The sequence below is a fragment of the Pantoea hericii genome (assembly GCF_014155795.1).
In the GTDB taxonomy this organism is placed as follows: domain Bacteria; phylum Pseudomonadota; class Gammaproteobacteria; order Enterobacterales; family Enterobacteriaceae; genus Pantoea; species Pantoea eucalypti.
Genome location: NZ_SCKV01000002.1, coordinates 625,552 through 648,904 on the forward strand (window position 1 = coordinate 625,552; position 23,353 = coordinate 648,904).

Sequence of the window (23,353 nt, forward strand, 5' to 3'; positions counted from 1 at the left end):
AAAACATGTCCCGATTTACCGAGCAGAAACTCTACATTGATGGCGCTTATGTTGCCGCAGCGTCTGGCGAAACATTCCAGACGATTAATCCGGTCAACGGCGAAGTGCTGGCAGAGGTTCATGCCGCCGGCCAGGAAGATGTCAATCGCGCCGTTGCTGCCGCCAGAAAAGGCCAGAAAGTCTGGGCCGCGATGACCGCCATGGAGCGTTCGCGCATCCTGCGTCGCGCTGTTGATATTCTGCGTGAGCGGAATGATGCGCTGGCTGAGCTGGAAATGCTCGACACCGGTAAGCCTTACAGCGAAACCTCAGCGGTCGATATCGTCACCGGTGCAGACGTGCTGGAGTATTACGCGGGCCTGGTTCCGGCGCTGGAAGGTCAGCAGATCCCCCTGCGTGAAACCTCTTTCGTCTATACACGCCGTGAACCGCTGGGCGTAGTCGCCGGTATCGGTGCCTGGAACTACCCGATTCAGATCGCCCTGTGGAAATCAGCCCCAGCGCTGGCTGCGGGTAACGCAATGATTTTCAAACCCAGCGAAGTGACGCCGCTTACTGCCCTGAAGCTGGCTGAAATCTACACCGAAGCAGGTGTGCCGGATGGCGTATTTAACGTGCTGCCGGGCATCGGTTCGGTCACCGGCCAGTTGCTCACTGAGCATCCTGGCATCGACAAAGTCTCCTTCACCGGCGGCGTTGTCAGCGGCAAAAAAGTAATGGCGAATGCAGCGGGTTCAACGCTGAAAGAAGTCACCATGGAACTGGGCGGTAAATCCCCGCTGATTATCTTTGATGATGCCGATCTCGATCTGGCCGCCGACATCGCCATGATGGCGAACTTCTACAGCTCCGGACAGGTCTGCACCAATGGCACCCGCGTCTTTATTCCTGCAAAACTGAAAGCGGCATTCGAAGCCAAAATCAGCGAACGCGTTGCCCGTATTCAGGCCGGCGATCTGCGTGATCCCGCCACCAACTTTGGCCCGCTGGTCAGCTTCAGCCATCGCGATAACGTGATGCGCTACATCGAATCGGGCATTGCTGAAGGCGCACGCCTGCTGTGCGGCGGTAAACGTCTGACCGGTGGTGATTTCGACCAGGGTGCCTGGGTTGCACCGACTGTGTTTACCGACTGCCGTGATGAGATGAAGATCGTCCGTGAAGAGATCTTCGGACCGGTCATGTCGATCCTGAGCTATGAAACCGAAGAAGAAGTGATTCGCCGTGCCAACGACACCGAATTTGGTCTGGCCGCCGGACTGGTGACGCAGGATCTTAATAAAGCGCACCGCGTGATTCATCAGATCGAAGCAGGAATCTGCTGGATTAATACCTGGGGCGAATCAGCCGCAGAGATGCCAGTGGGTGGCTATAAGCACTCCGGCATTGGCCGTGAGAATGGCCTGATGACACTGCAGAGCTACACCCAGGTGAAGTCCGTGCAGGTTGAGCTGACGCGTTTTCAGTCAGTCTTTTAATCACTTAACCTGAGGAACGACGAATGGAATATGATTACATTATTATTGGCGCCGGATCCGCAGGAAACGTTCTGGCCACCCGCCTGACCGAAGAGAGCAACGTCAGCGTTCTGTTGCTCGAAGCGGGCGGCCCGGATTACCGTTTTGATTTTCGCACTCAGATGCCTGCTGCCCTCGCCTTCCCGCTGCAGGGAAAACGCTATAACTGGGCGTATGAGACTGAGCCAGAGCCGTACATGAACAATCGCCGCATGGAATGTGGTCGCGGAAAAGGCCTGGGCGGTTCATCACTGATTAACGGTATGTGTTACATCCGTGGTAACGCAATGGACCTCGATAACTGGGCCAGTGAACCAGGGCTGGAGAACTGGAGCTATCTGGACTGCCTGCCTTATTACCGTAAAGCGGAAACCCGTGATATCGGCCCGAACGATTTCCACGGTGGAGATGGCCCGGTATGCGTCGCCACGCCTAAAGCCGGCAATAACGTGCTGTTTGAAGCCATGATTGAGGCAGGCGTGCAGGCGGGTTATCCGCGCACTGATGACCTCAACGGCTATCAGCAGGAAGGTTTTGGTCCGATGGATCGTACCGTAACACCAAACGGTCGCCGTTCCAGCACCGCACGTGGCTATCTCGACATGGCCAAAGGCCGTGCAAACCTGAAGATCATTACTCATGCCACCACCGATCGCATTGTGTTCGATGGCAAACGCGCAGTCGGCGTGGAATATCTGCAGGGCGACAGCAACACCATTAATAAAGTGACCGCTCGCCGTGAAGTGCTGCTGTGTGCCGGTGCTATTGCCTCGCCGCAGATTCTGCAGCGTTCTGGCGTGGGCTCACCGGAGCTGCTGAAGCAGTTCGATATTCCACTGGTTCACGATCTGCCGGGCGTGGGTGAAAACCTGCAGGACCATCTGGAGATGTATCTTCAGTATGAGTGTAAAGAGCCGGTTTCAATCTATCCGGCCCTTAAGTGGTGGAACCAGCCGAAAATCGGTGCAGAGTGGATGTTTAATGGCACCGGTATCGGCGCCAGTAACCAGTTTGAAGCGGGTGGTTTTATCCGTAGCCGCGAAGAGTTCAGCTGGCCGAACATTCAGTATCACTTCCTGCCGGTAGCAATTAATTACAACGGTTCTAACGCCGTTGATGCGCATGGCTTCCAGTGTCACGTCGGCTCGATGCGTTCGCCAAGCCGCGGTCATGTGCGCCTGAAGTCACGCGATCCGCGTCGTCATCCGGCCATTCTGTTTAACTACATGTCGCATGAGCAGGACTGGCATGAGTTCCGCGATGCTATCCGCATCACGCGCCAGATCATCAATCAGCCAGCGCTGGATAAGTATCGTGGACGTGAAATCAGTCCGGGCCTGGATTGCCAGACGGATGAACAGCTGGACGAATTCGTCCGTAATCACGGCGAAACCGCTTATCACCCGTGCGGTACCTGTAAGATGGGTAACGATCCAATGTCTGTCGTTGATGGCGAAGGTCGCGTGCATGGGCTGGAAGGATTACGCGTGGTGGATGCGTCGATTATGCCGTTGATCATCACCGGTAACCTGAATGCGACCACCATCATGATTGGCGAGAAGATTGCCGATAAGATCCGTGGACGCGACCCACTGCCACGCAGCACCGCTTCATACTATGTTGCTGGTGACGCCCCGGTTCGTACAGTCCCCCAGCGTGCTGAATAGTTAGTTACAGTGTCACTTATAAGGTGCCGGGCAGACTGTTGTCCGGCACTTTTTTTGCCCGATTTATCGCACTTATTATTACACGCCATCATTTTCTAAACTCGCCCCGGTAAACCCCTGAACCTTAACCGCAATCAAACCAGGCAGTATCTGCTGTTGATTTAATGATTTGCAGAATGCTGTAAACCCAGCATCTGTTTTACCGGAGACACTATTCGTCCACTGATGAGAAGCAACAATGTGGATGCGTTGTAAATTTTATGAGCAGAATGTTCATGTCCTGCCTCTTCCCCGCTTTCCCCTCTTGCTGGAATGCCGCCGATCAGCACTGGCGTAACGCCCTGTAGTTTCCTCACCACATCGATACTGTTTTGAGTCTGCCTGCACACTGTGCGTTATGGCAGGTCGTCATTTTTCGTTGCTGGAGAGTTCCCATGCGCGCCTGGGTTTTATTGTCACTCGCGATTATCACTGAAATTATTGGCACCCTTTTTATGAAATGGTCCAGCCTCAACGGCAGCCACTCAGGCTACCTGATGATGCTGGGCATGATTGCCTGTTCTTATATCCTGCTGAGCTTCGCCATAAAACGTATTGCTCTGGGCGTGGCTTACGCCCTGTGGGAAGGCGCTGGCATCCTGCTGATTACATTATTCAGCGTACAGCTGTTTGATGAAGTGTTGTCTGCGATGAAAGTCTGCGGACTGATGACGCTGGTCGCTGGAATTGTGTTGATCAAAACCGGCATGCACTCATCAGCGGAGGTTAATCATGGTCATCGCTGATTTCGTCCACGCAGCCTGGCTGGCGCTGGCTATCGTGCTGGAGATTGCCGCCAATATATTCCTTAAATATTCTGATGGGTTTAAAAGACCGCTGCACGGTCTGCTTTCACTCTGCTGTGTCCTGCTTGCGTTCAGCGCACTGGCTCAGGCGGTAAAAGGTATCGATCTGTCGATGGCCTATGCGGTCTGGGGTGGTTTTGGAATTATCGCGACTGTCACGACCGGCTGGGTATTGTTCGATCAACGGCTGAATCGTAAAGGCTGGGCTGGCCTGACCCTGCTGCTGGCCGGCATGATCCTGTTAAAGCTGGCATAACAGGCATTTTGATTCAGTTATTTTTGTTATGGGTGTGCCTTTGTACACCCTTAACTTTCCGTGCTCTCTTCTCCAGTTTGAGTTGATTTCCCCTTCCCGACCGCGTCGGAATCTTCTCACTTTTGTAAAGACCCGTTTACATATCTGTTGTCTTAAGGCTTAGTGAGCGCCAAAAGTCGGATAAAAACGAGGAAGAGTTATGTCTGCAACACGAGGTTGGTCCACGGAGCTGGAGGGGTTACGCGGCATCGCCTCTCTCTGGGTACTGGTTGGCCATATCAGCTTACTGATACATTGCCACATCACACTGATTTCATCGCCTGGCATCGGGGTCGATCTGTTTATTCTGTTATCGGGTTATCTGATGGCGAAAAACTATGTTGAACGTCAGCAGAAAGAGCCGTGGCAGAGCATGGAGACCATTAAAAAGTTCTGGATCCGTCGCTTCTTCCGTATCGCCCCGCTCTACTATCTGCTTTTAATCATCGCGCTGATTTATGGCCCGTGGTTTGGCGAGATGCGTGACACTATCGCGCATTTTTATTCCGGCACCGCCACTGAATCGTCGCGTTACACCGATCAGTCGCTGGCAAACATCCTCACTCACTTCAGCTTCCTGTTCGGCCTGCTGCCCGAATATGGTTTCAATACCGTGCTGCCTGACTGGAGCATCGGGCTGGAGATGCAGTTCTATGTGCTGTTTCCGTTCATTATGCTGGTGACGCTGCGCTTTGGTTATGCGGCCTCACTGATAGGCATTATGGCGCTCTGCTGCGCCGGACGGTATGTGCTGGCAGATTATTATGAGGCGTTTGAAATGCCTTCCATGATTCTGATAAAGCTAAATATGTTCCTGGCGGGCATGCTGCTGGCGGAAGCAATTCGCCGTAAATCTCTGCTCTATGTCGCCTTCGCGCTGTTCGGCCCGGTCGTGAGCGTGGCAATGGGAATGGGCGCGATCAAGCTGCAGGTGATAATGGAAGCGCTGATGATTGTCGGGATGGCAGCAATTCTGTGGCAATATCCACAGGGCAGCCTGATGGCAACGCTGATTGCTCTGCCACGTAAGCTGCTGAACAACCGTCTCAGCACCTGGCTGGGTGACGTCTCGTTCTCGGTCTACCTGCTGCATCTGCTGATTGTGATACCGATGATTGCGCTGCTGCTCACGCACACCGACATTGAGTTTAAGAGCGACATGATGCGCTTCCTGATCGTCTGTGTCTCAACCATCCCGCTAACCTATGCCCTGGCCTCTTTACTCTATAAGTATGTTGAGAAGCCCGGCATTCAGATGGGTAAACGCGTGCTGAAGCCGAAGCTGGCCGATCAGACCAGTTGAGTTTTTAACACCGGCCGTTCTTTTTTTAAAAGCCCGGATGGGGCTTTTTTATTGCCGCTTACACAATCTATCTGCTCTGAACAGGTGTTTATCACATGCCGTCGCCAGCACGCCTGCTGAGGTGAACTAGACTTTGCTGGTCGAACTCCACACCACCCGCTAAATGTCTGGCATAAAAATATACCATTGCCAAAACGCGGTATCAGGATTTAAAACGAGGATAAGCATTATGGAAAAGAAGAAGTGGTTTGTTTCTTACGTGATCAAGCCAAAAGGTGAAAATCATGTTACGACTCACGCCTTTATTGAGGGTGACGATGTCGAGGAGGCGCTGGAAACCTTTATGTTCGAAACCAAAAAAAGTCTGTCGCTGGAAACCGAAGAGCTGATACTGCTGTCAGTGAGTCTGGTATAACGTCAATTCAACCTCGCCATCGCGGGGTTGTTTGCCCTGTGAGAGGGTCATTTTATTAATGCTTTCCCTGGTGTGGCACTCAGTTACTGATTGGGATAAGGCCAGGCATGATCCACGCCTGTTGATGACAGTAACCCTGTCAAAATCAGATATGCCAGTATCAGAACAAAGAGCACAATCGCTGTTATTTCAATGGATTTAAGTAAGTGATGCTTCGCCATAAATAACCCTCCTTCACGTGTGTGTAATAACCTTTCACCCCATAAACTATAATGTTACCGGTAAAGTTCAAGTCAAAATCACATCATGAAACATAAAGACTGGCTTATTAATGGTTAGAAGGATTGTGCTCTGAAGGGCTCAGAGAGATCTTAACGATATTAAAAAGCCCGCAGGATGCGGGCCTTTGCAGGAGTCAGATGAACTTTAATCAGCAGAGTGACCGGTGAAGTCGATTACCATCCTGCCACGGATTTTGCCCTGCACCATCTCATCAAAGATGTCATTGACCTCACCAATCTTCCTTTTGGTCACTTTAGGCACGACTTTCCCTTCTGCCGCAAACTGGAAGGCTTCTGCCAAATCGTTTCGCGTTCCGACCAGTGATCCCACCACCTGAATGCCATCAAGTACCAGACGGGGAATATTAAGACTCATCGCTTCCGGCGGCAGTCCGACAGCCACGACGCGCCCTCCTGCTCTCACCGCATCCACCGCCGAGTTAAAGGCCGCTTTAGCTACCGCCGTGACCACAGCAGCATGTGCTCCGCCGGTTTTCTCCTGAATAATGCGCGCTGCATCTTCGCTGGCCGAATTGACCACCAGATCGGCTCCCATCTCCTTCGCCAGTGCCAGCTGACCATCACTGACATCAACCGCGATCACTTTGGCGTTGAAGACATTTTTTGCATATTGCAGCGCGAGATTTCCCAGCCCGCCAAGACCATAAATGGCCAGCCATTGTCCCGGTTTAACTTCTGACACCTTAACCGCTTTATAGGTGGTGACACCGGCACAGGTGACGCTACTGGCAGCGTAAGGATCAAGTCCATCAGGGACTTTGACCGAGTAATCTGCAACGACAATGCACTCTTCAGCCATGCCGCCATCGGCTGTGAAACCGGCATTGATGACCGATCTGCAGAGGGTTTCGTTACCGGAGTTACAGTATTCGCAGTGACCGCAGCCCTTGAAAAACCAGGCGACGCTGGCCCGATCGCCAGGCTTGAGTGACGTCACATCCGGTGCGACTTCCTCAACGATACCGATCCCTTCATGACCCAGGGTCACACCCGTTTTATCGCCGAAATCACCGTTCTTCACATGCAAATCGGTATGGCATACACCACAGCATTCCATCCTGAGCCGGGCTTCACCGGTTTTGAGAGGACGCAGCGTCTTCTCAACAACTTCAACCTTGTGTTCACTATTAGCAATTGCCGCTTTCATAAACGTTACTCCTTTTGATTGAATCTCAAGAATATGCCATACGGGAATGATGGCAAGATTACAGATTAGCTTTGGGTGCGGGACAGAAAGAGTTGTTGCTGCCTTTGTGAGTGAAGTCAGTTTTGAGGTGCGTTGCTAAAGGGATTTTGCGTGTTAAAGCTTTGGAAATCATGAGTGACTTACTGGATGCGTGAAGCACGTTTATCGTGAAGAACCTTTTCAGACGGCGATTACCGGTTAAAAGGGGCGATAGCGCCCCTGTTCATCTAAATGCTTCGTATCAATTACTCAGCGGAGTCGCTCGGTTGCCAGCGGTGAATGCCACTGTCAGTTGCCGGTCCCCTGTGTTCAGTAGAATCATCCGAGGCTGGCGGTGGCCCCAGATGCTGGGCTGCACTATACGTCGCTGGCGGTGGCCCCAGATGCTGAGAAGCGTTATTTTCTGATGCGGCTGGTCCGGCATGGTGGCTCCAGCCATTATCATTTTGCTGGTCCTGATAAGACGCATGGTGATGATGCCATTCAGATGATGGGCCGCGATGGTATCCTCCCTCTGCCATCACACAACCAGACATGGATGCACTCGCTAACGCTACGAGCGCACAAGGAATAACTTTTTTTAAGAACATAATAAACCCTGGTTAAAAATCACCGGGGCAGGTTACGACGTGGTTTTTATACGTTAAATAAACGTGGAGGACCGTTCGGGGAAGATGTTTAGATATATTGATTGAGATCAATTTTGAGGAGAAGCGTCCGGAAAGCCTCTGTTCTGCTGGCAGTAAAATGGGGGGTATCATGAGTATTAAGGGGACCCAAAGTAAGAATAACAGAGCAGTTATTAAGATGATTTACATATCAAAAAATAAGAAATAGCGCGAGCCTGATTCAATCATATCTCAGACAGGACTTAACCAGAGAAACCAGATTATATAATCGCTAAATGGCAGCCAACCTCACTAAGGAGATCATTTTTTTCGTCACACTTCACACTTTAACGCTATCGATTAAATCAGGATCACGAAGATCTCTTAACAAACCTAATACCATCGATTGTATTTAATATACACATAAGAAACAACCATCACCCATATTATGCTAATAATCGCCGCATGTTCAGGAATAAATCGAATGAAAATATAAACTCCTGCAACAATCAAAACAGCAGGAATTAAATAGATAAATGATTGCATGAGCCATAAAAATACACGCTTCACTTATTCAACCTCTCATTTATAGCATCTGATTTTTATTCGTTGTAAACACTGCATCTACGTGAAATAGTGTCATGATCATTTTAATATCCAATAAGCATATAGAATGTCAGAAGAAACATCCAATCAGACAGGACGAGATGTTATAACGCGCATGGCGTAGCCATTTTCCTGCCGCAACGGGCTGGCTATGCGTAACTGATGTTAGCTTTAGCTTGTGGGGAAAATAAAATCTAAATCATGAATGAACAACCCGAAGACATTCAGCGCCCGCGCGGGTAAAACCCGCTCCTGGAATGCGCCGTCAGTGGGTAAGCAGGTGCTTGAACTGTGCCTCGGTGGTGAACTTGATACCGGCTTTGTGATGCCGGGAATTTTCTCTTATGACAATCCGGCTCCGTCTGCCTGGGCCGATGCGCTGGTCATTTCCTGACGATGCGGTGATCGAATACGAGCCGGAAACCGGCGCACTGACCGCAACCGGCATACAGACGGCAACCATCAAAGCGACGGTAAAATCCTGTTCGACTCGCCAGAAGTGGAATGCGCAACGCTGCTCAAAACTGCGCAGCTGGAAGTCAAAAAGGGCGGCACGATGAAAGCCAACATTAGCGTGCCGGACCATCGCGGTGAAACGGCTTACCCGATTTCAGGCGGCGCGCCGGTGAAAATCACGGTACTGGGCGACAATCCGGCGGACACCATAACGCATTCTCCGGCAACCGCGTTTGATAAGTGGGACGGTGAAAAGTGGCTAACCGACAGCGATGCGCAGCAGCAGCTACTGCTTGACGCAGCGGCCAGCGAAAAGTCAGCGGGCGTGAGTGAGGTCAACGGAATTACTCAGGCATGGCAGACGCAGCTGCTGCCCGGCATCATTACTGATGCGGATAAAGCCACGCTGACCACCTGAATGAAGTACGTGCAGGCGGTACAGGCTGCAGATATCACAAATGCGCCAGCTATCAGCTGGCCGAAAACGCCTGAATAGAAAATTCGTTTTACGCCCGTAGCTTTCTATTAAAATTTTCAATGGCAGAATGTTTAATTCTGCCATTGAATCATTTCATCAAGTCGATTCAGAATGTCGGGGAAATAGCTTTCATCAAGGCCAAAGCTGCCTTTAACCTGGACGCTGTCGGCATGTGGTTCCGGGCGAAGAATGAAATCAACAGTTACGCCATCAATACTTTTTTCATTGGTCAGTATCATGTCCAGTTGATGAATATCGCTCTGATAGTTAAACGACTTGATCTTTTGCAGATTAATAAGCGCCTGATGAAAAGCTGAGAATTCTTTTTTCAGCATTTTCAATTCTCCAACGGTGAACTCCGTTTTAAATGCCACTTTCAGGCCGCTTACCGAAAACTCCACCCAGGACTGTATCCAGTCCCAGTGATGGTTAACAGGATCGGCTTCGTTATCCACTACGCGTTCAAAGGGAGCGATTGCGAATGTAAACTCTTCATTCCTGATATCAAACATTGAAATTTCCTTGTCAGCTAATAAAAATATTTAAAATGAGATATTGTCCAGTCTGATTCCCTGACTATTACTTCAAATTTGTATTTCTGATGAACATATTCCCTTCGCTGCTTATCGTAGCGCAGTTTATAAATATCCGTTTCGTATCGGAACATTCCTTTTCCTTCACGAGGGTCTGGCATTCGCTTACCAAAACGAATAGCTCTTTCCTGAATCTGCAAAGGTACATACCGACTGGGTTCAAGCATATGTTTTGCTGCTGTTTCGGTCATTTTCAAATTGCGCGCATGCAGCCCGATTTTAAGCCGCCCTCGCAAAAGAGATATGGTCCCTTGACTGATTCTGGCTGTAACAGCCGCGCGCGCGCCTGCTGTAAGCGCCTCATTTTGTGAAGACTGTGATGCCCCAATTCCTGAAAAGCGCAGGCGCGCGTATCTGGGTGTGACTCGCTGCGTTTCCTGCCAGGAAATTGAGGAACATCGCAGTAAACACCGGCAGGGTAATTCCTGATGCATGAGGAATTTGCTTACCCGTGGAATGCTCCACGGGAAGCCATCGCCAGCCCCTATCCCACCTATGAGGAAATGCACAGCCGCACTCAGATGATTGCGGCTTTAGTGCGTGCGCAGGAGTTGCTCGTTATGCAGCCTGCTCTGATACAACTCGACGTTAAACGCCGCGTCAGTGATCTGGAAAAGACACAGGGAACAGCCCGCGCCAATGCGTACTTAACAAAGACATTTGTTGAGCGCACATTGCCACGCGTTGAAACCGTTAACGCTAAATATCGTGTCGGCGTAATGAAGGGGTGCACATTAAATTTACTCGGGGGTAACGCAACTGAGCGTGACAACACGGCTCTAGCAGGTGGTCAGCTTTTCAATCTAATGCGCCGCTTTAACCGACTGCCTGACATGGCGCGTGCCGACGTCGATCTACTGGCAGGGGATGTCGCTAATTTCATCCTCGCCGAGCTGGTACAGGCTCACGCGCAGTCCAGCGACGAGTCAGATTACAAATACACGCACCGCGTTTACATGACTGCCGCCACCATCACCCGCGAGCTGAGCCAGACGCCGCCATTGTGGGATAAAGTCACGTCGCGGCTGTTTGACCCGGAGGAAGTTACCCCGGCGATCATGCGTATGCAGACGGAAAAATGGTGGAAAGGCCGACTGCGCCGCGTGGCCGCATCATGGCGTGAGCATCTTCAGATTGCCCTGGCTAACGTCAGCAAAAAACACACCCCCTACGCCAGCAGCATGACCGTTTCAGAGTGGCGCGAGCAGAAGCGCCGCACCCGTGAATTTCTGAAGGGAATGGAGCTGGAAGACGAAGAAGGCAACCGCATCAGCCTGATTGAGAAATATGACGGCAGCGTGGCCAACCCGGCGATCCGCCGCTGCGAGCTGATGACCCGTATTCGTGGCTTTGAAAACATCTGCAATGAAATGGGCTTTATCGGCGAGTTCTACACGCTGACTGCCCCGGCGCGCTATCACGCCACGATTAAAACCGGGCATCGTAACCGTAAAATGGAACGGTTCCAGCCCGGCCGACACCCAGCGTTATCTCTGCAGTGTCTGGCAGAAAATTCGCGCCAAGCTGCACCGCGAAGAAATCCGCATCTTCGGGATCCGCGTTGCTGAGCCTCATCATGATGCGACTCCGCACTAGCACATGCTCATGTTTATGCGTCCGGAGCAGGCTGAACGCGTGCGCGAGATTATGCGCGACTACGCCTGGCAGCAAGACGGCAGCGAGCTGACAACCGACAAAGCCCGTAAGGCCCGCTTTCACGCCGAGGCTATCGACCCGGAGAAAGGTAGCGCGACGGGTTACGTTGCTAAATACATTTCCAAGAATATCGACGGCTACGCGCTAGACGGCGAGACGGACGCCGAAAGCGGCAAAGACCTTAAGGAAACTGCCTCGGCCGTTTCTGCCTGGGCGGCACGCTGGCACATCCGGCAATTTCAGTTTGTGGGCGGTGCGCCGGTCACGGTTTACCGCGAACTGCGCCGCATGGCAGACAGCGAAACCGCGCACGGCCTGAGCGTTGAGTTTGCGGCCGCGCATGACGCCGCCGACGCAGGAGACTGGGCCGGATACGTTAACGCGCAGGGTGGCCCATTTGTGCGCCGCGACGAGCTGGCTGTGCGCACCTGGTATCAGGCAAGCGAAGACATGAATGAGTACGGAGAGGAAACTGTGCGTATCAAGGGTGTTTACGCAACTGAAGTTGGCAACGATACGCCAATTTTAACCCGTCTGATGCAATGGAGGATTGTCCCGAAACGTGCCGTTGATTTGGATTTTGAATTTAAGGACGCGCCTGCGTCCTCTCGGAGTTCTGTCAATAACTGTACGGAGCCGACAGGCTCTGAAGCCGCTATCGATTTCACAAAGCCCCCTACTCGCGCCGAGCGAAGAAGGATTCTTAAGCGATTAAGAGAAAAGCCAGCGCAGGAGCAACCTGAGCCGGACAAATATCACTCTGAACGGAGTCATTGCGCAGAACGTGAGGCGTTGAAAAAGAGTTTCTTTGAGATCTCCAGGTTAACACTGTCCGACGGTGAAGCTGTGCGCATGATGAAAGGCCACACAATCAAGATTGGAGAGCTTTCTTATTGGAGCGGAACAAGCGGCTATCTGTTCCATAGACGTCGCATAAATGCCGCCCCATTAAAGCGCTTCAATGCACTAGCGAGAAAAAGAGGCATACAGTTGCCTGATTAATAAAACGGCAGTCGGACTAATCTGAGCCGCACGATTGTTTACGATTTTAGTTCATCATGACACTGTTTACACATACAGTACATTTTGACTAAAAGGAGTTAATCATTTGATGAAAATAGATAATCTAAGTGAAACGGTTGCACGCATTCAGTTCATTGCTGACGTATCGCTGATCGCACATTGCAAAGAAGATGAATTAAAAATGGCACTGTCGATGATTAGCGACATGGCAGGGACAATCGACACAGCTATTTTCGAAGCCGCTATTTACTGCCAGGCAGAATGATTAATTGCCCCTTCCCTACCGTTCACTAGCCACCTTTAAGGTGGCTTTTTGCTTCTGCATCAAAGTGCATATGCTTGCATTAATCCGCATGATCCAAAGTGGATCGCTAAGCGTCTGTAAGACCAGAGCTGGCGCGCTCAGAGGTTGTACATGCAAATGCATGAAAAGCGATACATAAAGCGGGCAGGCGTGGCGGGGATAGCATTGCGCGCGAGGGGTACAAACATGCATGCGGAGGCTGCGCCAGGGGCACGGAGGGGCACGCAATGGTTTGATGAGATTGAACTGGTGAAGAGGATTTGAGCCTCGCAAATCGGGCCTGAGAGCGGCAGATGAGGTATGGCACTGATCGGAATTAATATGATAAATTTTTGACCAATACGGTTAACCATGTAAGGGAATAATATGGATACAACTGAGCAGTTAAACGGGACTTACTTCTATGGCGGGCTTACCAACCTTTCCCCGGCAGAGCTTTATTTCTGGATTATGATTGATGTGACCGCTGAGCATTTTAGCGGTGCAAAGGATATCATAGCCATAGCTGCAATTTACTCGGGACAGAATACGATTGACGTGTCAGGAAAGTTAAAGGGTGCCTGGAAAGGTACCTCTTATGCCTCGGTGTATTCTCGCAAGCTGTTGCGCGATTACCGTCTCCCGTTCAGGTTGCCTACGTGGATACAAAACCCTAAAAAACCATTCCAAATTAAAATGTTGATGACCCATAAATTGGGTACTTTCGTCGGTCGCACAATACCGGTTTTAGGATGGGTAATTATGGCCGCTGATGTGGCGGAGATAGGCTGGAAAACTACGGTAAAATACAACCTTATTGCCCATAAGGACGACAGAATATGGTAAGTGAGGATATAGAGAAGGCAGTATTTGCGCTGGTTGAAGATTATAACGGCAGAAGCTTGTTTACATTAAAACGTTACAAGCTTGAGCTGGACACTGATCTGAACAACGACTTTCGCATGGATCCCATCGACGCTTATGAATTACTTGAGCGGTATGCTGACAGTTTTGGCATTGACCCCGGCACCATCTCTTTTAACGACTATTTCCCGGAAGATTTCACCGCACCGCATGATCCGCTTACTCTCCGTTTGTTGGTTGAGTCTGCACAGGCCGGGCGCTGGTTGGGTAAATAACTAACGCCTGCACAGGCAGGCGTTACATCTTCAGTTTGTTGCCGCTTCCAGCGAATAAGGGCGGAAGGCGATCACCTCTTCGCCCAGCCAGTTATTGATTTCCTTCAGACGTTCCTGCAGCGGTGTCAGTTTGTTACGCACAAACACCTATGCCGCTTTCACCGCATCACCGAATCCGCCGGAGTTGTCCGGGATAATCCCCATCATCTGCGGCGGCACGCGGTGTGCGCTTAGCAGGTCGTCGCGGCTGGCCTTCTTGATGTTAAAGAAATCGTCCTTCGTCGCTACCTCGCTGAGCGGCAGAATCTTGATCCCGTCCGGCTTACCGTTCGGCGCGTACATAAACAGGTTGCGGAAGTTGCCGATCCCTTTCGTGTCGCGCATAGCCTGGCACATCCGGTCAACGTCGCTGCTGCTCTGCGCCGCGTCGGTCATATACAGGATGTAACCGGCGTGCGCGCCGTTCTGGTAATACTTGCGGCGGAACAGGGTCGCCGCCTCATTCAGCCAGGCGGAATTAAGCGCGCTGAGGTATTCCGGCAGGCCGTAAAGTTCCTGATTAATATCCGGCTCCAGCAGGTGAAACACGCTGCCGGCTGAAAACTCATGCAGCTCTTTCCAGTCATTCACAAACCAGTAAACACCATCCTTCACGCCTCTGCGGGTGAATTTAGCTGGGGTGGTCTCAAGGCGGAGCGGCTTACCCAGACCATTGCGGCGCAGCTCGGCAAAGGCGTTACCGAAGACCAGATAATCCAGCGCAAACTTGCTGAACTCCTGCTGGCTCATCATCGGATGCGGGATAAAGGTCGAGGCCAGAATGTTGCGCTTTACGTAAATCGGCGAGCTGTGATGCACGGCCGAGCGCAGGCTCTTAGCCAGCCCGTTAAAGCTGACCGGCGGCTCAAACCAGCGCCCGTTACCGATGCACTCGGCATAATCCAGAATGTCGCGCTTATCCATGACCGGCGTCGGATCGCCAAAGGTAAACGCCTCGGCGTGCTGCTGGGGTGCGGTTGGCTGTACAGGCTGCGCGGTGGCGGTGTGAGCCTTGCGGCCTCTGCGTTTGCTCATCAGTAAAATTCCAGAATTGAGGGATTAGCGCCGCCGCTGGCTGCGGTAGCCTTCTCCTGCGCGTCAGCAATCTTCTGGCTAAGAGCGGCGTCAGCCTTGGTATAAGCTTCCTTATCAACAAGCTTTTTGTCGTAATTTGCCTTCAGTTGATTGCGTTGAACCTGAAGTTTTTCCACCTCAGATTGTCCTGCGCTGATTATGGCCTGCGCTGAGTTTTGTGCGGTTTTAGCCGCGAGGTTTCTTATATATTCAGGGGATTCACCGCCCGCAGATTGTCCTGATGTTGCTGACTGAACCTCTTTTGCTGTCTGCTTAGAGAGATTCAATATCCTCTGCTCACCCTTGAGCCGATCAACCGTTGCTTGGGCTTGCTTCGTTGCCCAATCTACGCCTGATTTTTTCGCCAAGCTAAGTGAGTTTTCAGCAGTCTTTAAATCATCTGCATTTTTTATTAGTTTCTAGTCTATCTGGTCAATCGCAGATGCGTTGCCGGTAACTAAGTTTATCGTTAGCGCGGCACCATCCAACAGCTTGGCAAAATACTTCGTAGCTCCAATTCTCTGGTCTATTTGCGCCGCAGCCATGCCAAGGCTGTTAACTAGAGCGTTGCTGGCCTGCGCCACTGTGCGAGGCATATCCTCAAATTTTGAGTTGATGTTATCTGTTTGGTTATAAATGGCATCCAGAACCGACCCAATATCCAGCTTTCCTGCAAGCATTAACTGCCTGAGTTGGTCAAACGGGATGCCCATACCTTCCGCAATTTGTCGGCCAAGTTCTGGCATTTGCTCGATTATTGAGTTGAATTCCTCTGCCTGAACACGTCCGGAAGCCATTGACTGCATGAATTGGCGCAAGGCATTGTTCATCTCCTCCTGAGAAGAGCCGCCAATTGTACCTATCTTCTGAAGGGTGCTAACAAGTCGCTGAACATCACCAGACGTTGCACCAACGCTTTTTAAAGTTGCGCTCATCTGCGTGAATAGATTTACAGTTTCTTTAAGGTCAGATCCATTCTGTGCAGAGATAGCAAGTAGAGCGCGAAAGTTCGCTTCTCCTTCCGCGGCGCTTTTTGATGCCATTGTCACGCGGGTAGCAAGAAGTTCAAACTGCTGAGCGGTCTCAACAATTTTCATTGCCGCCTGTACCGTAATGTATGCTTTCACAGCAGATGCCAGACTGGTAAACCCACCGCCTAAGCTGTCGGTTTTTTTCTCTAACCTGTCCAAGCTATTGCCTGCTTTGTCGGCAGTTCCACTCATCTTATCTAATCGATTGTTAACCTCACGCTGCGCCTCAATAAGCTTTGCAACTTCAAGCTCTACCTCATAGACGATATTTCCAAGCTGTTTCTCGCTAGCCATAGGATCTCCGGGCAATAAAAAACCCGCCGAAGCGGGTTCATGTCTTATTCTTGTGTGTCATTGAATGTCTTTACCGCAAAATCGGCAGAGTATGGCCTCTTTTTTTATTTCTTCTGCACAGAATGGGCACTTCTTAGTCTCCGAGGAGCTATTTTTCATCGCATTCATTGGGTGCAAAGATGGAGAGTGCTTGCCGTGTTCAGGGTTTGTAAATGACCAAACCAATGCAACAACCCACCCAAGACCAGTCCATCCTAGAACTACCGTAAGCACCCATATAGCAGTTGAGTTTTTGTGGCCCCTGCCGCTTGCGATAATTCCAGGCAAAAGATAAAAAATTAAACCCAGAATAAAAACTATCATCTCTCCCATCAACCCGCCCATCCTTCAAATTTACGCTTAGATTCAATCCGTTCTAGTGTATCAAAATCCTTTAAACGGCGCAGGATGATAGCGTACTGCCGATAGCCATGATGCGCAGGGGCCGAAAAGACACCATTAGAATACATATGAGGGTTTTGCTTCATTGCCTGTATCGTAAGGGGCGCAAGAGCAATTTGCTGCTCGCAAAGGGCGATCGCCTTCTTCAGATGCTCTGGTTCAGAGCGAAGCTTGTAATGTTTTATGATCTGCTCTTGCAGGCTGAAGTGGGCTTGCAATATCTGCTCGCTGCTAAGGTGGCGAAGGCCATCAAGCCATTCTTCTTCAGTCATGTCCCTATCCCCAGAGGTAAGTATGGCAATCCTAAAGCGGAACTGATGCAATGGGAAGCGAGAAACCTGCAGTTAAGCGGGTTAAGGGCTTTTGCGCGACTTAGTGATAAAGGTGACGATCTGTGAGGATAAACTCTCACGAACTTTTGCTGTTGTCTGGTCTCTGATTTTTGTAATCGCTTCTTTTTGCTGAGAACCTAAACCAGACCACTGTGCTTGGTCAGGACCAATTGAGTCATGGTACTCAGAGAGTTCAGTACTACATTTATTAAAAGATTCATCAGTGACGATGTCAGCTGATTTGGTAGTTTTGATTTGGCTGTCTGCATATTGGGTTACGCAGTCGCTTAAGTTTTTTGCAGCACTCTCTAAATCAGCATACGCCATGGAACACATCAGAAATCCCATCACAACTAAAGCTAATTTCATGTCCCTATCCCCAATGTTATCTGTCTGATGAATCCTAGCCGGGTTGGGATGCAATAGGAAGTAATACAACTATTTGGTAGCCGCGGTCTCTTTGACGTTTCTTTCATGCTCATTGCGTAAGAAAGTCACCATGCCAATTCTTGGGTTAATGTCTTTAGTGCAGGTTTTGAGATTACTTGATATGTTCTCAAGCTCCCCCCCTCTGATGGTGTTGATGTCACGATCTAACAGTGACATGACGCTGTTAGAAGCATCTTCCTGACAATTCACCATCTGCTTTAGAAACATTCCTTCCTTCAACTGCAGACCTGACATTGTTAAGGGAATGCCAAAAATCATGCTCACTCCAACTATGACTAACTTTGCTTTGCTGACCATCATCCACTCCTCCTATAGACTGCTACCGATGTCGATATCGGCAAATAGGAAATGAACTTCATCGTTATTACAGTTATTTACGGTATTGCAAAGACTATGAGCAAGAAGCCCGCCGGAGCGGGTCAACTGAATTTAATGATTTTTTTTATCTTATAGTGATAGGAATGGAAGGTTTAACCCTATGCCCAAGCGTATAAGTATATACTTGTTTTCCTTCAGATCTTGCGAACTTAATAATTGGCGCAAAATCTGAATCACCAGTTACTAAGCAAAAGATGTCTGCTTGGTTTTTGAGTGTCATTGAAGAAATATCCAATGCAATCCTCATGTCTACGCCTTTTTGCTGCAAGTTTGGCGAGACATCTTGGGCGGTAATTGTAGCATTTCCATTGGCGCCGGCCTGTAATGCTCGATCTGCGACTTTCCACCCGCGAAAATTCAACTCCCCCAAGCGAACAGCAAAAGAAGCAGGCGCTTATTAAGCACATTGAGTATGATTGAGATATGCTGCGAAACATGACGCTGACACAGTGCGATCAATGTGAATGTTAATATGCTGAACACTCCATCGAGGTTCGGATGATTGCACTCATTACCCTGACCGCTCCGCCAGTTAAGTTGCTTTAAGGTATGTGACGAAGAACAAATCTAATGATAAAGTTTTTATGAGAATATAGAGTTATTAACTTGATAACACAAATGAGGTGATTTTTTATGACGCAATCAATTAATGAGAGTAAAAATCCGCCCCCTCAAATAAGACAAGACAGTAAAAATCCTCCCCAGCCAAAGGTATCCGTAAGGCCAGCACCGCCACCAATGCCCCCTAAAGCAGAAAAAAAATGAGGCGTAAACTGATATAATGGAAGCTGTGAGCGGAGACCTCTTCAAGATTTTGATGTTACTGTTGCCTGGTTTTTTGACTGCGTGGATTTTCCACGCCTTCACCGCATACCCAAAGCCTTCTCAGTTCGAGAGAGTTATACAGGCGTTAATTTTCACTGTCTTCGTTCAGGCATCAATACACCTTGTCAAACCTGTGGCGCTTTGGATTGGAGGTTTTCACAGCTTTGGAAGTTGGGATTCAACTACTACTACATTCTGGTCGTATGTTAATGCATTCGTTCTTGGAATAGCATTTAGCTCATTAGCAAATAATGATAAATTCCATGCACTTATGCGATTATGTAAAGTGACTAAACAAACTTCTTACCACTGCGAGTGGTTCGGAACTTTCAATTCGAACATAACGCATGTGATACTCCATCTAACAGATGACAGAAGAATCTTTGGATGGCCAGAAGAATGGCCAGCAGATCCCGAGAAAGGTCAGTTTCTACTTCGAAATCCTTCCTGGGTGACTGAAAGCGGCTATGTAGATATGCCAACAGTTAAGTTCATAATGTTCAAGGCATCGGACATTAAATGGGTTGAATTTATGCAAGATAATCCTGAGGTAATATATGTCGAGAAAGATTCCGAATCCTCCTCCGTACAACATACCTAGCCCAGATGGTTCAAGAGGAGGTAAAAACCCCCCGCCTCCAACTACTTATCAAAGGCCAGCAGCGCCCCCTTCGCCACCGCCTGGAAAGAAGAGTTAAAAAACCCTGCTTAGCGGGGGTGTTTGTTGCCAATTCTATAAGCGCTGGCTAAATTACTGTTTATGTAAACAGCTGTTTGTGCAAAAGATGGGGAAGTACCAGTGCGGCACAGACCCGGTTTACCAGAAGGAGGAAGAAAAATAGCCTATAAGCCCAGAACATGCCCCTTCTGCAATTTCTGGGGGCCGAACAAAAACCCTGGCGGAAAATGGTCCTGCGGTATGTGCGGACTCGAATGGAAGCCAGAGCAGGATAAACGCGACAAAGACAAACAATGAAACCTCGCCCAAGCGGGGTTTTTTATTGCCTGCGCAGCTAAACTTTTATCTTGAAAGGTAGATGAAGTTTCCACGGGGATCGGACCCGGTTTATCAAAGGGAGGAAAAATGATGGGCTCAATTAAAACGCCTGATGATGGGATTGACGAGTGGTTCGAAAAGCAGCGCTTACTAGCTGAGCAAGTAAAGGTCAGTGATGGCTGTATCGTCGTAAGCGTCCACTACGACTACAACATCCCACTGGATGCTTGCGAAACCTATGAGCAAATAATTAAGTGGACATGGCAGCTAGCTGAAAAGAGTTGGGCATCAAAAGAAGTTATCATGATGTTTATTAAGGTAGCGTGCACGCATCATAAATTGCAGTATCGACTCTAGAAATAGTAAGCACATCGAACCTCGCCGCGGCGGGGTTTTTTATTGCCTGTAAAATGGAGATGACTATGAACTTTCCAGACCCAGCAGATGAAGCTGCACAGCTTGAGCAGCAGATGATTGAGATTGCCCTGGCTAACCGGCCAAAGCCTACAATGACCTTTACCGGCACATGCCACAATTGCGAGGAGTCAGTCGATAAAGGCTTTTTCTGTTGTCCAGAGTGCTGTGAGGATTTCCAGCGCATTGAGCGCGCTAAGCAGCACCGCAGGGTGGCGTGACGCCGGTAGCTGAGAATGCGCTAAGGGCCGTAGCGCGTAAGTGCAGGAGCGAAATCATCAAAGCCATAGACGGCAGGCCCAAGAAAGAACACGACCGCATCATCACTGCCATTCTCGACAAACACGCCAGATCAATCACCGCACTGCCGCCGAATACGTTTCCAGCAAAGCTGTGGCTGAGCTATTACGTGCGGCAGGTAGATAGGGAGATAAGACAATGAGAGGAATAAATGAATGAGCTGGCTCTTTTCGCAGGCGCTGGCGGAGGAATACTCGGCGGGCACCTCCTTGGATGGCGAACAGTTTGCGCCGTTGAGCGTGACGCATACGCAGCACAAGTTCTGGCGCAACGACAAAACGATGGAGTTCTCCGACCTTTCCCGATTTGGTCTGACGTGTGCAGTTTTGACGGAAAACCATGGAGAGGAATTGTTGATGTCATTTCTGGCGGGTTTCCCTGCCAGGACATTTCAGCGGCAGGCTCCGGAGCAGGAATATCAGGAGAGCGATCCGGACTTTGGAAGCAAATGGCAAGAATCGTCGATGAGGTTCGACCTCAATACGTGCTGCTGGAAAACTCACCTCTGCTTGTGGGAAGAGGACTTGCCGTGGTCCTTGGTGATATTGCCTCGCTGGGGCTCGATGCGGAATGGTGTTGTATTTCAGCATCAGAGTGCGGAGCGTCCCATAACCGCGACAGAATCTGGCTTGTTGCCTACCCCAAGGGCCAGCATGGGCGGGCATGGAATAGCATGGTGTCGGGCGAGGACTGGCGATCACAGGCACAACCTCGAGGATTATCTAGCCTGGCAGCACCTGGAGGCTGGCGGGGAAGAAACGCCTGGCCTGAACGCCTGCCCCGATTATGTCGAGTGGCTGATGATGTGGCCTATGGGGTGGACAGACTTAAAGCCCTTGGCAATGGGCAAGTTCCACGAGTGGCAGCAATTGCATTCCACATCCTGAGCAGCAAGACATGAACACCATCCGCGACATCTCCCCTGGCGAGTTCACTCTGTGGCTCGCCTTTTTTATTTGCATCGTGCTGGTCTGGAGCTGGTCGCTTAAGGAGTAGAAGTCGCTCCGAATGAAAACTTGCGTTAGTTTGCGAACAAGTTCTGTTAAAAAGTGCAGGAGAAATTATGGCTAAGCTAATGAACCTTCAGGAGTGGGCGTCGGCAACATATTCGCAGCCGCCCTCTTTATCCACCCTGCGCCGCTGGGTCAGGGAGGGCAGGATTTATCCGTGCCCGGAGCTTCACGGAAAAGAATACAAACTCGAACCGGATTCGGTGTACGTTGACCCGCGCAAGAAGATGATGAAGCGCAGGCCAGAATACGTAGCGCCACCGAAAAAGGGATCGCTGATGGAGAAACTGAAACATGTCGAACAGGCCAAAGCGGTACGACGCTAATCTGCCAAGGAACCTGACGTTTCGTAAAACGAAGCAGATTTACTCCTGGTGAAATCCTATGACCGGTCAGGAGATTTCACTGGGTAAGATACCCCGCAAGGACGCGGTTGCTCAGGCTATCGAAGCGAACAGCTACATTGAACAAAACTACCTACCATCCGCCCTTCTCGATCGGCTTAAAGAGACGCCTGATTTCACAGTGAGTAAATGGCTTGAGCGGTACGACGTCATCCTGGGGCGTCGCAACCTCAAGCCAAGCACCATGAAAATACGTAGCAACCAGTTGCTTACCATTCAGGTCGAGTTCGGTCGGCGGCCTATTACCGCGATCAGTACGCGTGATATTGCAGTTTTCCTTGAATCGTATGTCCAATGTGGAAAGCACAGCATGGCGGTTGCATTGCGATCGCTGCTGATGGATGTTTTCCGCGAGGCTGTTGTTGAAGGTATTATCGACAGGAATCTTGTAGAGCCAACCAGAACCCCATCACCTGAAGTCAGGCGCGAGCGCTTATCACTTGAGCAATTTCTAGCTATCCGCAAGGCTGCTGAAAGCATGGGAGATTGGCTGCAGAATGCGATGAACATCGGCCTGCTCACAGGGCAGCGCCGGGAGGATGTAACGCGTATGACCTTCAGCGCGATCAGAGATGGGCGGCTTTTTGTGACACAAAGCAAGACTGGCCATAAGCTGGCGATGCCACTGGATTTAGAGCTGAAAGAACTGGGAATATCACTGAAGGGGATCGTAGAGGAATGCCGGAAGGATAACCCATCGGATAACCTGATTTATTCTGCAGTCCGTCGGGGGGGCAGGAAGCCGGGACCGGTTTCACCAGATGCACTCACAGGTGCATTTGCAGAAGCGCGTGAAATAAGCGGAATTAAATTTGGCCCTAACCCTCCGACATTTCATGAAATCAGAAGTCTTGCCAGCCGACTGTATGAAGTGGAAAATGGAGAGGATTTTGCGCAAAGGTTACTCGGCCATAAAAATCTTTCTATGACTAAAAAGTATCTCGATTCACGCGGTCAGGAATATGTGATGGTATAGGTTGGATATAGTGATT

At 50.1% G+C, this 23,353-nt stretch carries 25 protein-coding genes and 5 pseudogenes; 19 read left to right on the plus strand and 11 right to left on the minus strand.

The window, feature by feature from the left end; all coding sequences use genetic code 11:
* The first annotated feature begins 5 nt into the window (after positions 1-5).
* The 6 genes from betB to H7K52_RS06600 all read left to right on the plus strand — a co-directional run bounded on the left by betB (position 6) and on the right by H7K52_RS06600 (position 6,042).
* Positions 6-1,478, plus strand: a complete 1,473-nt coding sequence (gene betB, locus H7K52_RS06575) for a betaine-aldehyde dehydrogenase (protein ID WP_003852666.1) — start codon at positions 6-8, stop codon at positions 1,476-1,478.
* A gap of 23 nt (positions 1,479-1,501) precedes the next feature.
* On the plus strand, positions 1,502-3,184 hold the full coding sequence (gene betA, locus H7K52_RS06580) for a choline dehydrogenase (protein ID WP_140033332.1): 1,683 nt from the start codon (positions 1,502-1,504) through the stop codon (positions 3,182-3,184).
* Between the two features lie 434 nt (positions 3,185-3,618).
* Positions 3,619-3,969 (plus strand): multidrug/spermidine efflux SMR transporter subunit MdtJ, encoded by a 351-nt coding sequence (gene mdtJ, locus H7K52_RS06585; RefSeq protein ID WP_003852664.1) that lies wholly within the window; start codon positions 3,619-3,621, stop codon positions 3,967-3,969.
* A complete protein-coding gene (gene mdtI / locus H7K52_RS06590) occupies positions 3,956-4,285 on the plus strand; it encodes a multidrug/spermidine efflux SMR transporter subunit MdtI (RefSeq protein WP_182629840.1) in 330 nt (109 codons plus the stop codon). Before mdtJ ends, mdtI begins: the two co-directional genes overlap by 14 nt.
* 199 nt (positions 4,286-4,484) lie before the next feature.
* Complete coding sequence (locus tag H7K52_RS06595) at positions 4,485-5,627, plus strand: acyltransferase family protein (RefSeq protein WP_182629841.1); 1,143 nt, start codon at positions 4,485-4,487, stop codon at positions 5,625-5,627.
* Positions 5,628-5,856: 229 nt separating this feature from the next.
* Positions 5,857-6,042: a hypothetical protein gene (locus tag H7K52_RS06600; RefSeq protein ID WP_003852661.1), complete on the plus strand. Its 186-nt coding sequence runs from the start codon at positions 5,857-5,859 to the stop codon at positions 6,040-6,042.
* An 83-nt stretch (positions 6,043-6,125) separates the two neighbouring features.
* Here the strand turns inward: H7K52_RS06600 and H7K52_RS06605 are convergent, their stop codons facing one another.
* Positions 6,126-6,263, minus strand: coding sequence for a hypothetical protein (locus tag H7K52_RS06605; protein WP_003852660.1), 138 nt, complete (start codon positions 6,261-6,263; stop codon positions 6,126-6,128).
* A gap of 205 nt (positions 6,264-6,468) precedes the next feature.
* A complete protein-coding gene (gene adhP, locus H7K52_RS06610; protein ID WP_003852659.1) occupies positions 6,469-7,491 on the minus strand; it encodes an alcohol dehydrogenase AdhP in 1,023 nt (340 codons plus the stop codon).
* A 1,479-nt stretch (positions 7,492-8,970) separates the two neighbouring features.
* Here adhP and H7K52_RS06615 point away from each other — a divergent pair.
* Together H7K52_RS06615 and H7K52_RS06620 are read left to right on the plus strand one after the other, a co-directional pair.
* A pseudogene (locus H7K52_RS06615) lies at positions 8,971-9,318 on the plus strand (phage baseplate assembly protein V); the annotation flags it as partial.
* A pseudogene (locus tag H7K52_RS06620) lies at positions 9,301-9,696 on the plus strand (tail fiber assembly protein). The pseudogenes H7K52_RS06615 and H7K52_RS06620, both read left to right, overlap by 18 nt.
* A 53-nt stretch (positions 9,697-9,749) precedes the next feature.
* Here H7K52_RS06620 and H7K52_RS06625 read toward each other — a convergent pair.
* The gene (locus H7K52_RS06625) at positions 9,750-10,190 is read right to left on the minus strand and encodes a WapI family immunity protein (protein WP_182629842.1); all 441 of its coding nucleotides are present in this window, start codon (positions 10,188-10,190) and stop codon (positions 9,750-9,752) included.
* 408 nt (positions 10,191-10,598) lie between these two features.
* On the opposite strand from H7K52_RS06625, the gene H7K52_RS06635 reads away from it, so the two are divergent.
* The 5 genes and pseudogenes from H7K52_RS06635 to H7K52_RS06655 all read left to right on the plus strand — a co-directional run bounded on the left by H7K52_RS06635 (position 10,599) and on the right by H7K52_RS06655 (position 14,372).
* A complete protein-coding gene (locus H7K52_RS06635) occupies positions 10,599-10,700 on the plus strand; it encodes a TraR/DksA C4-type zinc finger protein (RefSeq protein WP_373681448.1) in 102 nt (33 codons plus the stop codon).
* Positions 10,700-12,929: pseudogene (locus H7K52_RS06640) on the plus strand (replication endonuclease). Before H7K52_RS06635 ends, H7K52_RS06640 begins: the two are co-directional and overlap by 1 nt.
* Positions 12,930-13,038: 109 nt before the next feature.
* Positions 13,039-13,215 carry a hypothetical protein gene (locus H7K52_RS06645; protein WP_008925343.1) on the plus strand — a complete coding sequence of 59 codons (177 nt, stop codon included), beginning with the start codon at positions 13,039-13,041 and terminating at the stop codon, positions 13,213-13,215.
* A 405-nt stretch (positions 13,216-13,620) separates the two neighbouring features.
* Positions 13,621-14,079, plus strand: a complete 459-nt coding sequence (locus H7K52_RS06650; RefSeq protein WP_039660063.1) for an STM2901 family protein — start codon at positions 13,621-13,623, stop codon at positions 14,077-14,079.
* Positions 14,073-14,372 carry a DUF1493 family protein gene (locus tag H7K52_RS06655; RefSeq protein WP_003854584.1) on the plus strand — a complete coding sequence of 100 codons (300 nt, stop codon included), beginning with the start codon at positions 14,073-14,075 and terminating at the stop codon, positions 14,370-14,372. The genes H7K52_RS06650 and H7K52_RS06655 overlap by 7 nt, the downstream gene beginning before the upstream one ends.
* Positions 14,373-14,402: 30 nt before the next feature.
* Here the strand turns inward: H7K52_RS06655 and H7K52_RS06660 are convergent.
* The 8 genes and pseudogenes from H7K52_RS06660 to H7K52_RS19035 form a co-directional block, all read right to left on the minus strand.
* Positions 14,403-15,446 (minus strand): annotated as a pseudogene (locus tag H7K52_RS06660) (phage portal protein).
* On the minus strand, positions 15,446-15,853 hold the full coding sequence (locus H7K52_RS06665; RefSeq protein WP_182629843.1) for a hypothetical protein: 408 nt from the start codon (positions 15,851-15,853) through the stop codon (positions 15,446-15,448). Before H7K52_RS06665 ends, H7K52_RS06660 begins: the two are co-directional and overlap by 1 nt.
* A 51-nt stretch (positions 15,854-15,904) precedes the next feature.
* Complete coding sequence (locus tag H7K52_RS06670; protein ID WP_182629844.1) at positions 15,905-16,810, minus strand: tape measure protein; 906 nt, start codon at positions 16,808-16,810, stop codon at positions 15,905-15,907.
* A 57-nt stretch (positions 16,811-16,867) separates the two neighbouring features.
* Positions 16,868-17,194, minus strand: a complete 327-nt coding sequence (locus H7K52_RS06675) for a superinfection immunity protein (protein WP_182629845.1) — start codon at positions 17,192-17,194, stop codon at positions 16,868-16,870.
* Complete coding sequence (locus H7K52_RS06680; RefSeq protein WP_182629846.1) at positions 17,182-17,523, minus strand: hypothetical protein; 342 nt, start codon at positions 17,521-17,523, stop codon at positions 17,182-17,184. Before H7K52_RS06680 ends, H7K52_RS06675 begins: the two co-directional genes overlap by 13 nt.
* Positions 17,524-17,604: 81 nt before the next feature.
* Positions 17,605-17,952 carry a hypothetical protein gene (locus H7K52_RS06685; protein ID WP_182629847.1) on the minus strand — a complete coding sequence of 116 codons (348 nt, stop codon included), beginning with the start codon at positions 17,950-17,952 and terminating at the stop codon, positions 17,605-17,607.
* Between the two features lie 69 nt (positions 17,953-18,021).
* The gene (locus H7K52_RS06690) at positions 18,022-18,333 is read right to left on the minus strand and encodes a hypothetical protein (protein WP_182629848.1); all 312 of its coding nucleotides are present in this window, start codon (positions 18,331-18,333) and stop codon (positions 18,022-18,024) included.
* Between the two features lie 142 nt (positions 18,334-18,475).
* Positions 18,476-18,781, minus strand: coding sequence for an NYN domain-containing protein (locus H7K52_RS19035; protein WP_409072674.1), 306 nt, complete (start codon positions 18,779-18,781; stop codon positions 18,476-18,478).
* A 411-nt stretch (positions 18,782-19,192) separates the two neighbouring features.
* Between H7K52_RS19035 and H7K52_RS06700 the strand changes: the two genes are divergently transcribed.
* The 6 genes and pseudogenes from H7K52_RS06700 (at position 19,193) to H7K52_RS06725 (ending at position 23,337) form a co-directional block, all read left to right on the plus strand.
* Complete coding sequence (locus tag H7K52_RS06700) at positions 19,193-19,837, plus strand: DUF6338 family protein (protein WP_182629850.1); 645 nt, start codon at positions 19,193-19,195, stop codon at positions 19,835-19,837.
* A 483-nt stretch (positions 19,838-20,320) separates the two neighbouring features.
* A complete protein-coding gene (locus H7K52_RS06705) occupies positions 20,321-20,590 on the plus strand; it encodes a hypothetical protein (RefSeq protein ID WP_182629851.1) in 270 nt (89 codons plus the stop codon).
* Positions 20,591-20,655: 65 nt separating this feature from the next.
* Entirely contained in the window at positions 20,656-20,868 is a 213-nt protein-coding gene (locus tag H7K52_RS06710) for a hypothetical protein (protein WP_259400641.1), read from the plus strand.
* 230 nt (positions 20,869-21,098) lie between these two features.
* Positions 21,099-21,848 (plus strand): DNA cytosine methyltransferase, encoded by a 750-nt coding sequence (locus tag H7K52_RS06715; protein WP_182629853.1) that lies wholly within the window; start codon positions 21,099-21,101, stop codon positions 21,846-21,848.
* Between the two features lie 162 nt (positions 21,849-22,010).
* Complete coding sequence (locus H7K52_RS06720) at positions 22,011-22,283, plus strand: excisionase (protein WP_095707051.1); 273 nt, start codon at positions 22,011-22,013, stop codon at positions 22,281-22,283.
* Positions 22,252-23,337 (plus strand): annotated as a pseudogene (locus H7K52_RS06725) (tyrosine-type recombinase/integrase). Before H7K52_RS06720 ends, H7K52_RS06725 begins: the two are co-directional and overlap by 32 nt.
* Positions 23,338-23,353 lie beyond the last annotated feature (16 nt).